Annotated in this window: 8 protein-coding genes and 1 pseudogene; 6 read left to right on the top strand and 3 right to left on the bottom strand. The window is 54.3% G+C overall.

Annotated elements, in window-relative coordinates:
• Positions 1-34: 34 nt before the first annotated feature.
• Entirely contained in the window at positions 35-1996 is a 1962-nt protein-coding gene (locus tag CA13_RS13310) for a CAP domain-containing protein (protein ID WP_146397382.1), read from the bottom strand.
• Positions 1997-2622: 626 nt separating this feature from the next.
• Positions 2623-3294 (bottom strand): LuxR C-terminal-related transcriptional regulator, encoded by a 672-nt coding sequence (locus tag CA13_RS13305; protein ID WP_146397380.1) that lies wholly within the window; start codon positions 3292-3294, stop codon positions 2623-2625.
• 230 nt (positions 3295-3524) lie between these two features.
• Between CA13_RS13305 and CA13_RS13300 the strand changes: the two genes are divergently transcribed.
• Positions 3525-7586, top strand: a complete 4062-nt coding sequence (locus CA13_RS13300) for a WD40 domain-containing protein (protein ID WP_146397378.1) — start codon at positions 3525-3527, stop codon at positions 7584-7586.
• A 580-nt stretch (positions 7587-8166) separates the two neighbouring features.
• Positions 8167-10470 carry a sulfatase gene (locus tag CA13_RS13295; protein ID WP_146397376.1) on the top strand — a complete coding sequence of 768 codons (2304 nt, stop codon included), beginning with the start codon at positions 8167-8169 and terminating at the stop codon, positions 10468-10470.
• Positions 10471-10877: 407 nt separating this feature from the next.
• Here the strand turns inward: CA13_RS13295 and CA13_RS13285 are convergent, their stop codons facing one another.
• Complete coding sequence (locus tag CA13_RS13285; protein ID WP_146397372.1) at positions 10878-11174, bottom strand: hypothetical protein; 297 nt, start codon at positions 11172-11174, stop codon at positions 10878-10880.
• 841 nt (positions 11175-12015) lie between these two features.
• Between CA13_RS13285 and CA13_RS13280 the strand changes: the two genes are divergently transcribed.
• The 4 genes and pseudogenes from CA13_RS13280 to CA13_RS13265 form a co-directional block, all read left to right on the top strand.
• Positions 12016-12237 (top strand): hypothetical protein, encoded by a 222-nt coding sequence (locus CA13_RS13280; RefSeq protein ID WP_146397370.1) that lies wholly within the window; start codon positions 12016-12018, stop codon positions 12235-12237.
• Positions 12238-12401: 164 nt separating this feature from the next.
• Positions 12402-12659 (top strand): sigma factor, encoded by a 258-nt coding sequence (locus tag CA13_RS13275; RefSeq protein ID WP_419194290.1) that lies wholly within the window; start codon positions 12402-12404, stop codon positions 12657-12659.
• 24 nt (positions 12660-12683) lie between these two features.
• Positions 12684-14099 (top strand): sulfatase family protein, encoded by a 1416-nt coding sequence (locus CA13_RS13270; protein ID WP_146397366.1) that lies wholly within the window; start codon positions 12684-12686, stop codon positions 14097-14099.
• Between the two features lie 116 nt (positions 14100-14215).
• Positions 14216-14428, top strand: a pseudogene (locus CA13_RS13265) (arylsulfatase); the annotation flags it as partial.
• Positions 14429-14492: the final 64 nt, after the last annotated feature.

Raw genomic sequence — 14492 nt, 5'->3', positions numbered from 1 at the left:
GAACTTGCTTCATCGACGTCGTGCGGGCGTTGCTCTATCGCGAGCGGACGTAAATACGCAGACGCTTGGTCGAGTACGAGTCTGCGTTATCGGCAAACGTCCAGTCCTTGTGAGTTTTGCCTTCTTTGGTGATAGCGCTGTTACCGATTCCGATGTCAGCCTTGGGCCCACCACTCCATCCATTGAGCGCAAAAACCGTCTCACCACGAGGGTTGTGAATCTGCATCGAGCCATAGCCGTTGTCTCTGCCACTCGGCTCGTCTTTGGAGTCATAAACTTCGCCCTCTCCAACGACATAGTCATTAGGCCAAAATTCGATACTTCCAGTGCCCATACCGTTGATGCCTTCGACGTTTGAAAACACATTCATCGATTCCACGGCTTGTTGAAAGGATGCACCCAGGCCAAAAACGGGGATGCCGACCTTGCTAGCGTCGTTTGTGAATGCATTCATCGTGACAAACACTTTCTTCACCGTGGGTTCATCGAAAACGCTGCTTCCGAGTCCTTCGGATGAACCTGACCGCGAATCGAGTTCCAGCAGGTAGGCGATCGAGTTGAAGTCGCCCACCGTTTGGCTGTTATTCACGTCGTATGAGAAGCTTGCCCCCAGCTTTCCGAGGTCGGCATCGTAAACCAACTTGTAGCCGCCGTCGTTGGGATCCGTCATTTTCTTGATGGCTGCGTCCAAGGAATCGACAGTCATCTTCTTACTGGTTGCGAATTGTGAACCACCGCTCGGGCTGCCCGGCTGCATTGCAGGTTGACCACCGGGGTTCGTTCCGATGTTTGTGTTTGCTGGCGCACTTCCGTTTGGAGCCGCAGGATTCGTTCCCGTTTTCGGAGCGGCAGCATTCGTGGCAGCGACAGAATTACCAGCAGCCGGTGCTGTTTTTGGCTGTTCCGTCACAGGTGTCTGCGAGATCACAGCCGTGTAGTACCAGTTGCCGGATTTTGAATTCTTTGCGGCACCGTAACCCACCTGATGAATGGCTCCGCCGACATTGAACCACGGACGGAAGTGAGTTTCGCCAACCATCCATACGTGCGGAAAGTCTCCTGGGCTTCCTGCACCACACGCCTCAAAGCTTTTGCCTGGCCCTTTGAAGTAACCGACACGGGTGTTGAAATCGATCAGCCGTTTATCACCTTTATAGGACGCAGGTCCACCATGAGTCATCGTATCGATGCTGGCCTGGTATTCCGCTTGAAACTGAGCTGCTTCAGTCAGTTCTTTATTTGTGACGTGGTCATTAAAGTACGGCGGTGTTGGGCTGTCTTTGGTGATGGTTTCCCACTTTTTGTGTTCTCCAGCGTATGTCGTGTCGCCACTCAGGTCGGTCGCGGTTTTTGAGCCGTTGTGCTTGCGGAAGTCCGGGTCCTGTCGTCCGGCATTTCCGTAGTCAAGCATGGCTTGGCGGAACGGAACAATATGCAGCGGTCGTTGAACCTGCGGATAGAAAAATCCTGCGAGGGTCTGCTCTCCAAGTTTGATCATGGCGTTGCGCGCGAGAGTGGTCTTGGGAATTGGCAATCGGACGGCTGGCTGAGCGGCATCTGGTGACACAAGAATTATCAAATCTGCATTGAACCAACTCCCCTTCTTGCGTTGTGGCAGATTGCGAGCAAACTGCTCGACAAGAGGATCGCTTGTTTCCATGTGGACCCAAGATCCCTCCGCTCCACCTCCGCCACTTTTCAACGCGATTGAAACCGCCCGTTTGGGAAGTCGACTTTCGAACATCGTCCAGTCTGATGTGACCGAAGCCTCCACCAGAGAATAAGCAGTTCCTGAAGCATTCAGCGAATCGAAACCCTTTGGGTTCTTGTTGACTTTGAAAGTGTTGGCATCTGCCTTGGCAATGGAATCGCCAAAGCCTTGAGGAAGTTGTGAGTCAAACACGTAGTCTGTGTTGTCGATTCGGCCCAGCCAATAGGTCGTTTGCGCCTGAGCCGAGTTTAGGTTCAGCAAGCTGGCCGCAACAAAAACTATCATCGCCCAACAAGGCATTGTGCGACTCAAGCAGTGCGACCAAGAACAAAACGCCGGATTGGCTGGAACGATAGATTTTTCTGCATACATAATAGTCAATCTCTTCTGTGAACAATTAGTTGATAAGATATTGGAAACGCTAAATTCACTAGGGGAAGACCCGGCCGTTCATAGAATTCCCATGCCCAAAGCCATGCCCAAAGCCATGCCCAAAGCCATGCCCAAAGCCATGCCCCGTGACAGACGCTCCATGCGTATGGACGGGACGCTGGTTGTTAATGGGAATTCCGTTGACGAAGCCTTATCCCCATCTGACCGAGCTGTTGTCCCTGTTGATTAAATAGGCGAAATGGCGGAGATGCATTGTTATTCCTCGGTGAAGATTTCAGGTGCTCAAATTGGTGGTTCAACAGGAGGATGGACTTTTCCTCCCGCACCCCTCACGCCATTCGGGGGAATTTGAGAATTCTTGTGATTCTCCCAGAGCAGCTCGATGAAATGCCCTACATCTCACGCGAAACGCAAATTAGCTTCCGGAAGCGGGGCTGAAGGCGCAGCCAAGGCAGGAGCGAGCGAGATCCGGCGCACGCTGACTTCCCAGGTGGATGGTTTAGGAACGACGGCCCAAATCACTCATTCACGATCTCTTCAAGCTTTCTACGGATCGCTTTTCGATATCGCTCAATTGATGTGGGAGCACAATCCAGTTCGTCAGCCAGTTCTTTGTTTGACGGATTGCCCGTTGTGATCAGCATCAATACTTTTCGCGGGTTCTCGTCCAGCCGCTTCACTAGCTCCGAAAACAGTCCCTGCACGTCTGCTCCAAGACCTTCCAGCATTTCCGCTAAGTAGGTTTGCTCAGTAATTGGCAGATTCATGGATTTTTCATCCAGCCATATCGATTTTGCTTCAACCACTGCGTGGGTCAGGATGGGCGAATTCCCGGTCGAGCCATCCTCAGTGATGTTCAAGTTGACGTCGCGTTTCTCAGCCAAGTGGTACTTCCGCCGATCTCGAATCTTCCCGGTCACGAATTGACGAAGCAGACTCAAGAGCTGCAATTCACCGAGGAAATTTCGTTGACCCTTGCGGAATCGTAGGCAGATGGATTTGACAGCGCTGATCGCCACATCTTCATAATCGTCGACCGGGCTGAAATTCAGCATCTTCCGGTTGGCAAATTCAAGAGCCTTGGGAAGCAGATATTCGGCGAGCCGATTTAATGCAACTTCATCCCCACTGCGTGAATCAATGATCCACTGCTCAAGCGAGGAAGTCTTGTCGTCATGTTGATCGGGCATGGTCTGTCGAGAATCAAATGAGGAAGGGTGCTTGAGAGAAGTCTGTCATGAGACGAAGCTAAGTATGGCGGAAGCGGTACGATTCAAGCAAGAACGTAACAAAATCGCTTCGAATCGTCCTTATCTCAGAATTTTGGGTTCTTCGTGATCGCCAGCGTTGGTTATTTTCGTATCAAATCGGGATCAATCTGTCAAAAGACCGTCATAAATCACAAAGCAGATCACACCTAATGGACACGCACTTTGACAGATTGGTTGACGAGTTTGAAAACGAACTCAAATCCGCTGATTCGCCTCAGATCGAACGCTACGTAAGCCAGTTTCCTGAGGAATCGAAGGAGCTCGTTCTTCTTGAGCTGATCTCGCTTGAAGTCTACTACCGTGTCAAGAACGGACAGTCAGTCTCGGTGTCTGACTACGCCCGCTTTGGGCCAACGGGTGTGACTCAAGCAGAGAAAGTGCTGTTGGAAAATCAACCATCTACGAGCGGACAAACAAGCGATTTTTCGGCCACGGTGGTGGATGGTCAAGTGTCCGAGATAGCGGGGGAAGATATCGCAGCGCTAACGCCGACTAAAATGATTGGCCAATATCAACTTCTACGAAAAATTGGTGAAGGGGGGATGGGAACGATCTGGATGGCCAAGCAGGAAACACCGGTGAAACGCCGCGTCGCCATCAAGCTGATTAAACCCGAGTTAGTGTCAGCGGATGTCATTGCCCGCTTTGATGCTGAGAAACAAGCCTTGGCAATGATGGATCATCAGAACATCGCTCGGGTCCTTGATGCAGGAACATCGGATACCGGCAGCCCGTACTTCGTGATGGAATTGGTCAACGGAATTCCAATCACGGAGTACTGTGATGAAAATAAACTGAGTGTTGACGAAAGACTAAAACTGTTTGTACGTGTGTGCGAAGCCGTTCAGCACGCGCATCAGAAAGGGATCATTCACCGCGACATCAAGCCATCAAACGTGTTGGTTACCGTCAAAAACGGTGAAGCCATCCCCAAGGTGATTGATTTCGGCCTAGCCAAAGCACACGAGCACGATCTGAAGTTGACCGACAAGACGATGCTCACCGAATTCGGGAAAATTGTCGGGACGATCCAGTACATGTCACCTGAGCAGGCTCAATTGAAGCGGGTCGATGTCGACACACGGACGGATGTCTATTCGCTGGGCGTGATGCTTTACGAGCTGTTGACCGGCTCAACCCCTTTGGACAAAGAAACTATCGGACATCATGCATTGCTGCAGGTCCTGGAAATTATCCGTGAGAAGGACCCGCCTCGTCCCAGCAATCGACTTAGCTCCTCTTCCCACAAGGCGACGTCAGAAGTAGGCGACGATCGCAGGATCAGTCCTGCAAGGCTCCAACAAATCCTCAAAGGCGATCTCGACTGGGTTGTCATGAAAGCCCTGGAGAAAGACCGCACACGGAGGTACGTGACGGCGAATGATTTTGCCGAGGATATTTCCAGCTACATGACTGGCGAAGCCATCAAGGCCCGACCTCCGTCATCCTGGTATCAGATTCGAAAATTTGCAACCAGGAATCGGGGACTGGTCGCATCCATCCTGGCGGTTGGCGTTGTGTTGCTAGCTGGTATCGCTGGCACAGGTTACGGGTTGATTCGAGCGAACAAAAAAACGGCCGAGGCGGAAGCTCATCAGAAAATCGCGGAAGAACACTCTCGGGAAGCAGACCAAGAACGGAGAAAGGCCAGGGAAAGTGAGCAACTTGCGTTAAAGGAAAAAAACAAAGCTGAAAAGAACGAGCAACGAGCCGTCGGCGCGGAGAGCCTTGCCGCCGCCGAATCCAAACGTGCGCGTGACTCCGAGGCTGCTGCGAAATTTCAACTGGCCAATGCCAGATGGGAAGCCAATCGAGCTTTGGAAGCCCGGAACCTGTTGCACCAAATCCCGCCTGAATATCGTGATAACTTCGAATGGCACTTTTGCCGCCGACACTTCCAGGGAAGCGATATCACGTGCTACGGACATAAAGACTGGGTCTACAAGGTCGCCTTTAGCCCCAATGGCAAACACGTCGCATCGGCCGGCCGTGACAGCACGATCAAGATTTGGGATGCGGAAACGGGCCAGGAAATCGTCACACTGACCGGTCACACAAACCAGGTTGGGGGCGTGGCCTTCAGTCCCGATGGCTCGCGACTTGCTTCGGCCAGCTTTGACAATACGATTAAGCTTTGGGACACGCGAACGTATCGGGAAATCAACACGTTGACAGGACACACCAAACTGGTTGCCTGCGTCGCGTTCAGTCCAAATGGCAAGCTACTCGCATCCGCAAGTGACGACGCGACCATCAAGTTGTGGGACGTAAGTTCGGGGCGGGACATCAACACACTAACCGGACATCGGGGCGAGATTGGATGTGTCGCGTTCAATGCCAACGGAACGCGTCTCGCGTCGGCAAGCGTTGACAAGACGATCAAGATTTGGGACGCACAAACAGGCGAGGAAACCACCACGCTCACAGGTCATGCAGCAATCGTGATCAGCGTTGCATTCAGCCCGGACGGCGCGCACCTCGCATCGGCCAGTCAGGACACAATCAAACTGTGGGACGCACGGTCCTATCGTGAAATCAGCACACTCAGAGGACACACTCAGTTTGTTCACAACATCGCCTTTAGCCCCGATGGCACGCGTCTCGCGTCGGCCGGAAGAGACAAGACGATTAGGCTGTGGGACGTGTGGTCTGGGCAGGCGATTGCTACGCTGGGGGGGCATGCAGATTGGGTTAACGGGATCAGCTTCAGCCCCGATGGCTCACGTCTCGCATCGGCAAGCTTCGACAAAACAATCAAATTGTGGGATGCTCGGTCCGGGCAGGAAACCGCATCGCTGATATCACTAAGGGGACACGCGGGAACCATTTATGACGTCGCCATAAGCCTCGACGGTACAAGGATGGCGTCCGCGGGCGAAGACAAGACGATCAAGTTGTGGGACTCTCAGTCTGGAAAAGAAATTACCACACTCACCGGGCACGCAGCAACGGTTTCCAATGTAGCCTTCAGCCCCACAGGGACTCATCTTGCGTCGGCTTGCACTGACGGGACCGTTAAGCTCTGGGAGACACAATCAAGCCGAGAGATCTTAACACTCACCGGACACAAAGAGCGGGTTAACAGTTTGGCCTTCAACCCCGACGGAAAACTCCTCGCGACGGCAGCCAACGACAAAACGATTAAGGTGTGGGACGCGAAAACGGGCAACGAAATCACCACGCTCAAAGGGCATGCCGACACGGTCAACAGCATCTCTTTCAGTCCTGACGGCAGAACCCTCGCGTCGGCGGGATCAGATGGCGCGATAAAACTGTGGGATACGCGAACGCTTAAGGAAATCACGACGCTCAAAGGACGGACACGATGGATGACACGTGTCACTTTCAGCCCCGATGGCTCGCGACTTGCCGCAGCAGCCAAGAATGCCGTCCTGCTGTGGGATGCGGTGACATATCAGCAAATCATGGCGTTCACAGGACACACCGAAGTGGTGACCAGCATCGCATTCGCACCTGACGGTAAACGTCTCGCCACGGCAAGCCACGACAAAACGATCAAGCTGTGGGACGCGAAATCTGGTCACGAAATGACCACCCTCGACTTACAAACAGACCGAGTGTACAGCATTGCATTCAACCCAAACGGGACGCGGCTCGTGTCGGCTGGCACTGACGGCACAATCAAGCTTTGGGACGCTCGGCAGAATCAGGAAATGACCCCACTGCGAGGTCATTCAGACACCGTTGCCAGAGTCGCCTTCAGCCCCGACGGCACGCGGATCTATTCCCAGTCAGTAGACGGTGACCAGCTTGTTTGGAACGTCGAAACCACCAAGCTAGTCGAAGCAGCAGAATGGGATCCACCACAAGAAGTCAATCTGGTTTCCCCCAATCGTCGATGGCGTGTTTCGAGTGAAATGAACAACGTCATGCTTGTCGACCTCGAGTACAAGAACACACCACAGGAGAAAGCCTATCGAGCCACCAAGGCGAGATTTGATCCCGGGTGGCACCGCGAGCAGGCAAAGCAAGCCGTGGCGACAGAGAACTGGTACGCAGCCACATTTCATTTCGCCTTGCTGATCAAAAACGACCCTGACCAGGTCCAGTTTCACGAGGACCTTCATTCGTCTTACCAAAAACTTGTCGCCAGGTTTGAAGAATCCAACGGCAACGAAGAACATGACCTCAAGTCTTACCTCGCTCCCGTCGTGAGGGAAGCTCTCGAACTTCCACGGGGCGATAAATAACGCAGATCAGTCTGGCCAACGCCGACAGGAAACTGTGAGAACCTTTTTTTTGACACGGCAATAGTGCGGCTTACTCCGGTCACTGAGGCAGCAGTCGCTCCGCCCTCCGGGCTCTTCAAAATTTATGTTTCAGGTTTCGATTGCGGCTTCCACTCGCGAGGGGAGACTCTTTACTCGGTGGCAATTATCAATCGAAAATGCCACGGTGCCATCAGACGTATCGGACGCAGACAACTCCAGCCCGTCAATTCGTCCACCAAGCCGAAAAGCCAAGTCCCGCGAATTGCCCGCCTACTCGCCCTGGCGCACCGCTGCACGTAAGCGCCGTGGGATTCGGAACAAAACGGGTCCGTTATCGTCTGTTACATTAGACTGGCTGAATGCCAATCCTCAACGGAGCATGAATCGGAACTCGGTTAACGGAGTATTGGACATGCCTGGAATTTTGAGCCGGGCGCCGAAGCGTCTGGCCGTTTTGTTGATTCTCCTCGCGATATTGGGTTTCGGGCAAAGATCGATCGCTCGGGGCGAGCAATCGATAACGATTGATTGATCGCGATTTGAACACCCGGTACACACTATGAGAAAAGCTCCACTCCTTTTTCACGTCGCGGCCATGATGGTCCTGCTCGCCGTTCCCGGACAGGCCCAACAGGATTACAACGTCCTGCTTATCATGTCCGATGACCTAACTGCGGAAGCGCTCGGATGTTATGGCAACACGGTGTGCCTGACCCCGAACATTGATGCCCTGGCCGCCGGGGGGACCCGCTACACGCGTGCCTACTGCCAGTATCCCGTCTGTGGTCCGTCGCGGTCCTCGATGATGTTCAGCTACTACCCGCACACGACGGGGGTGTTCGGCTACGTCAGCGGGCGCAGTGAGAATGGCGACCGCGAGAGTTGGACGCAGTATTTCAGGAACCGGGGGTATTACGCCGCACGGGTGAGCAAGATTTTCCACATGGGTGTGCCTCGAAACATCCAGGCGGGAGGGAACGGAGAAGACGATGCCTTGTCGTGGACGGAGCGATTCAATTCGCAAGGACCCGAGGCCGAGGATGCCATTCCCCTCGACTCAGCCTTGAACGGCGGCAATCCGACCGCCGAACGGCTAGCCGGCATCAAGGAAGGTGACAGCGGCGTGAACCAGATCATCGGCGGCAACACCTACGAGTATGTCATCGTCCCCAACGACGACACCGACCAATCCGACGGCAAGTCGGCCGTGAAGGCCTGCGAACTGCTCGAACTCCACAAGAACGAACGCTTCATTCTCGCAGTGGGGTTCGTCCGCCCCCATATCCCCTTCGTGGCTCCCAAGCAATACTTCGATCTCTATCCGTGGCAGAAAATGGTGCCACCCACGGTGTCTGCTGGCGACCAGGACGACGTGATCCATAAATACGTCACCACATCCAGGCTGAAGTTCAACGAGACCGAGAAAAAGAAGTCGATCGCCGGTTACTATGCCTCGGTCACCTACATGGACGCCCAAGTGGGAAAAGTGTTGCAGAAACTCGAGGATGAAGGGTTGGCCGAGAACACTATTGTCATCTTCGCCAGCGACCACGGATTTTTCCTGGGCGAGCACGACTTCTGGTCGAAACAGTACGTGCATGAAGAGTCGGCCCGGGTGCCCTTGATCATCAAGGTGCCGGGTAAGGTTCCGGCAGTGTGTGGTTCGTTCGCCGAATTGGTTGATTTGTTCCCCACCACCGCCGAGCTCTGCGGGCTGCCGGTTCCGACCCGCCTGCAGGGCAAGAGCCTCGCCACGACCCTCGACGATCCGACCGCGACCGTCAGGGATGCTGCCTTCACGGTGATGGGAAGCAACACTCTCTACTGTCTGAGAAGTGCCGACTACGCATTCATCCAGAAGTCAGCGACTGGATCAGGCGGTTACGAGCTCTACGACATGCTCAACGATCCATTTCAATACACGAACCTTGCATCGAATCCCGCCTACGCAACCGTGTTGGATGAGTTCAAGATCAGCATGGCGGCGAACCTGGCATCAGTGGTGGGATACAATGACTCCCGAACCACCTTCACCGGCGGCACGGGCACCGACTACAACAATGCCAACAACTGGGACAAGGGGGCTCCAGCGGCCGAGGTGGTGGATCGGCCAACCTCACCGCGCAATGACGCCATCATCAACGACGGGAAGATCGTTACGACGACTGCCTCTCTATCCAGCCAATACTACGACGTTAATCTCGGCTTTGATGGAACGCCGGGAACCTTAAATCTCGCCACTTCCTGGAAGGCCCAATCGAGTGGCCCCGATATGGGAATCAGAGTCGGCGTCGGCGCTGGATCAGTCGGCACGCTAAATCTCCAATCGGGGGCGAACCTAACACTCTCTGGCGCCGGCAATCATGATTTATATGTCGGCGATGCCGCCGGCGGTCTAGGCACTGTGAACATCCTGGCCGGATCGACCATGAACACTCGGGACGCGGTCTACGTCGTCAACGGAACGATTTCATTCGATCGTGCTGCGACCTTTTTAAGCGGCAATGCCGTAGGAAAGCTTGAGGTCGGTAACAACGGTGTCCTTTCTTTCGATACAGACGGAGCCAACGTATTTACACTTCCCGTTACCAACGCGACCCTCGGTGGCACCTCTACCCTCCAAATGAACTTGGGCGGGACGTTCACCAGCGGAGATACTTGGCTCATCGCATCAGGCATTTCCCGTCTCACAGGAACCTTCGGAACGGTTGAAGACCCGAGTGACCCAACGCTCGAATTCATCGTCCACTACGGAACCGGTCTTGCCGATGCGGACGAGATTGTAGTCGAACTAACGGACGGCGGCCCAAGCGATCCCGATCACGACCCCGATGGCGACGCCGTGCAAACCGGCATCGAATAGGTGCTCGGCGGAAACCCCGACGACCCCACCAACCCGGACCCCGCCAACCCGGACCCCGCCAATCTGTACCCCACCAACCCGGACCCCACCAACCTGTACGCCGACAAGTTGGACCCCGCCAACCCGGACCCCACCAACCTGTACGCCGACAAGTTGGACCCCGCCAACCTGTACGCCGGCAACCTGTACGCCGGCAAGTTGGCCGTCGGCACTTTGTCACCGCCGATCCCGACAGCGACATGTGCGACTCCGATTACTTCCTCTTCACCTACCGCGGCACCGATACGGCGGCCAGCGTCCCGAACTCAGCATCTTGGTTAGATACGGCACCGACCTCACCGCCTGGACCCCCGCTGTTCACGGAGAGAATGGCGTCGTCATTCTCGCCACCGGCAACGATTTTGGCACTAATCCCGGTCGTTGAAGAAGAACTGCGTTTCGGCAGCCAACGGATGCCAATAAAACATCGTTTCCTGTTGCGGATTCCATGCATGCGTTCTGTCGACGCTGATGATCTTTTCACCATCCTGGGTATCGATAAGGATGACGTTTGCGGCTTCATCCGGTTTGGGCAGTCGATCGATTTCGTCGATCTCCAAACCGAAAATGTATCTTCCACTGGCGGTCCACGGGACCTTCTGGCACGGGCCGATGTATCCGAAGAACTGATGCTTCGTGCCAGAGGTGACCAGCTCGATCTTCAATTTAAATGAGTTTGGCTGCGCATGAATGGCGGGCGAAGACGACCCCAATACGAATGCGAGCGTCGGGACGCGGGCGGGGGCAAAATGAGCTCTGGTTCACGATTGGGAGTCTATTTGCAGGCATGTCGCGGCACTGATTTGTAGCAAGTGAATTCACATGATTTTACCAACCCAAGTGATCGTGATCCTTCCCGATTCAAGATCGCTTCTGATTTTCGGAACGTCGGTCAACCCACTTTCTTGAGGCGTCGTGCTAATGGCAGGTGGACCTTGACTCGATTCGCCGCAGCCAACTGTGATCAAGAGAAGATGGATCGCGACGGTTGGACCAACTTCACACACGAAGGGAGAGCGTTAGGATACATCGAGCCGACAGCTTTGCAGACGACTGCGGACGGAACGTGAACCGTTTGGCTCGGAAGCAAACGGCGTGTCAACAAGCAGCCAACATGTGAACCGAGATCGCGATAGTTCGCAGAGAAAAAAACATTACACCCGAAGCAACGCTCTTTGTGACGCCTCTCGATCAGTACCGCTAGCCAAATCGTGCAGCGTGGTGAATATTCACAGATTGGGATGGCGACTCAAAATGGTTCCTCCGCGAGCAATGGGCGGTTTACATGTGATGGATGCAGATCTTGTTTCATGAAACCGCAGCTAGATGAGTGGAATCACGAACAGCGATGATTGGGTAGCGAACAAACTCAAACACGGGGTCGCTTGAACTGCGTCGTCCACAAAGTCGGTCGTCGCAGCCAAAATGTCAGAGTCGAGCAACGAAGGGGTCCCCGGGGCGCCCAATCATGCAGGATGCGATCAAATCAGGCAGGGCCACTTAGATATGCAACTCACAAACGACGCAGAAGTGCAGGCCGCGACGGCCTGTCAGCCTGCCGCGACGACGATCCTGCGGACCAAGCTGCGTCCACCTGAACCACCGCGGGGCCTGATCGCTCGTTCGCGGTTAATCGAATCTGCTGGAACAGAATCCGCGCCGTCCTTTGACGCTGGTTTCGGCGCCGGCGGACTACGGAAAGAGCCTGCTGGTGAGCCGCTGGGTTAGATCGTGCTCGGAGCCCTGCGTTTGGCTGTCGCTGGACGACTCGGACAGCCTGCCTTCGAAGGCTCACCGCAGCACGATCCGCGACTCAGTGAACTTTCTGGATAAAACGAGTGGTTTTAGCCGTAACCAAACCAGCACGGATGGTATTCAGGCATATGCCTGAGATGACGCAGACATTTCCGGAAGTACTCGTAAGCCGTCAGCAAAGGCTACTGAGCTATATCGTCTCGTTTTTTGGCGACGTGAATGCAGCGTGGGACGTCTTGCAAGCGACCAATCGGGGCTTGCTTGAGAAACGCGAGGGATTTCAAATAGGAACCAGCTTTCTGAACTGGGCGTTGTCGACACTACGAGGTGTTAGCGTCAGAGCCACTGGCTTCGGCGACACGACCGGCGTCATTGACGAACGGTTCGAGACATAAATACAAAATCAATTGAGCCACTTCATGCATAAAACGACAATACTTCTCTTTCACGTCATGCTCTGCGCGCTGAACGTCACGGCGGGCGAAGCGGCACAAGAAGAAGCGAAACACGAACACACGCTAAAGCCGAATCTTTTGCTGATTTACTGCGATGATCTCGGGTGGGGCGATGTCAGTTTCAATGGTCACCCAATCGTGAAGACGCCCAACATTGATGCCCTGGCAGCCGAGGGGATGATCTTCGATCACAACTATGCCGGCGCACCTCACTGTTCGCCATCGCGCGTCGCACTGATGCTCGGCAAAGCGTCTTATCGTGTCGGGTTCTACGACATTGTGGGTAGAGGCGATATGAAGCTGCCCGAGAAAGAAACGACCATCGCAGAGCTGTTGCGAGATGACGGCTACTCAACGTTTCATGGCGGAAAGTGGCACATGGATCCGAGCAATACCGATCCGCAAGTCGCTACAAAACGCCATGGTTTTGATGAGTCCGTCGACTCAGGTATGGCCACAAATGTCGTTGCGGACTTCTCCAAATGGCTCAAGCCAGCCGACACAGCAGCGAAACCATTCTTTGCCTATCTGGCGTTTCACGAATCGCACATGCCGGTCGAGAAGTATGCTCCGGAATCATTTCGACAAAAATTTCGTCCGGTTGATGAAGACGCGTTTAAAACGATTCGATATGGTGGCGATCGCGTCGAGCGGAATAAAGCGAAACGGGCGACACGTGAAGTTTATTATGGTTGTGTCGCTCAACTTGATTCGGCAATGGGTGACCTCGTTAGGCTACTGAAAGAACGAGGACTGTTTGACAACACGCTCATCTATTTCAGCAGCGACAATGGGCCCGAACACCGCAACAGCTATTCGTGGGGAACTCCGGGAGACTATCGTGGCGCCAAAGGTCACATTCACGAAGGCGGGATTCGTGTGCCCGGATTCGCGGTCTGGCCGGGTAAAATCAAGCCGAGACAGCGGAGCGAAACGCCGATTCACGCCTGGGATGTGTTGCCAACGTTTGCAGAAGCGGCGACCGCGAAACTGACGGTAGAATGCGACGGGCAGAGTTTCCTGCCGGTCACACGCGGTGAAACGTTGCATCGCAGAACGCCATTGTACTGGTCTTGGTACAACGCGCGCGGCGGAGTGAACTATGCGATTCGCGTGGGCAACTGGAAACTGCTTGCCATCGCAGAACCACGTCCGAGCGGACGGAAGGTTGTCGAGCACATCAAACAGGCTGGCTTTTCGGGGTATGAACTGTACGACCTGAAAAGCGACCCCAACGAGAACAACGATCTCGCCGAGTCTCGTCCCGATGAGTTGGAGCGAATGAAAGAGCTTTTTCTTCCCTTGCACAAAGATATCGTTTCCAACGGCCCGATGCTGAACATGAATGGCGACAAGGCGTCGCGAAAGACACGGGGGTAACGAAATGAACGTGTCTCTCGATTGGCTTGCTTTTGGAATCTCGTTTGCGACCCAATTGGCCTTTCTCAACGTTGAAAACGAATGGTCGATCAGAACTCAACACGCATTGCAGATAACGCCTGGCCGAACACAAGGCAAAATCGCATCCGATTGCGGACGATGAAGTGTTCCTGGCCCAAATCACGCAAGCTGCGGGATACAAGACCGCTCCGTTTGGATAGCTCGATCGCGGCTTTCTTACCTGGCACGGCCGAGGCAAACGGTTTGCGTGGGATTTCTACGAGGGCTACTATGACCACACCCGCTGCCACGGTTTTTGTCCGCCGTATCCCAGTGGAATACTGAATTGCGAAAAGTGAAGAAGTGAAGTCGCACGGAAAAAGTGAGCCGACG

It is taken from the genome of Novipirellula herctigrandis (assembly GCA_007859835.1).
In the GTDB taxonomy this organism is placed as follows: domain Bacteria; phylum Planctomycetota; class Planctomycetia; order Pirellulales; family Pirellulaceae; genus Novipirellula_A; species Novipirellula_A herctigrandis.
This window is presented reverse-complemented; position numbering and strand designations above follow the sequence as displayed.

What these genes read in the sequence shown, in the direction of transcription:
- CA13_RS13310 (WP_146397382.1), bottom strand. Translation starts at nt 1,996, where the DNA reads ATGATAGTTTTTGTTGCGGCCAGCTTGCTGAACCTAAACTCGGCTCAG.
- CA13_RS13305 (WP_146397380.1), bottom strand. Translation starts at nt 3,294, where the DNA reads ATGCCCGATCAACATGACGACAAGACTTCCTCGCTTGAGCAGTGGATC.
- CA13_RS13300 (WP_146397378.1), top strand. Translation starts at nt 3,525, where the DNA reads ATGGACACGCACTTTGACAGATTGGTTGACGAGTTTGAAAACGAACTC.
- CA13_RS13295 (WP_146397376.1), top strand. Translation starts at nt 8,167, where the DNA reads ATGAGAAAAGCTCCACTCCTTTTTCACGTCGCGGCCATGATGGTCCTG.
- CA13_RS13280 (WP_146397370.1), top strand. Translation starts at nt 12,016, where the DNA reads ATGCAACTCACAAACGACGCAGAAGTGCAGGCCGCGACGGCCTGTCAG.
- CA13_RS13275 (WP_419194290.1), top strand. Translation starts at nt 12,402, where the DNA reads ATGACGCAGACATTTCCGGAAGTACTCGTAAGCCGTCAGCAAAGGCTA.
- CA13_RS13270 (WP_146397366.1), top strand. Translation starts at nt 12,684, where the DNA reads ATGCATAAAACGACAATACTTCTCTTTCACGTCATGCTCTGCGCGCTG.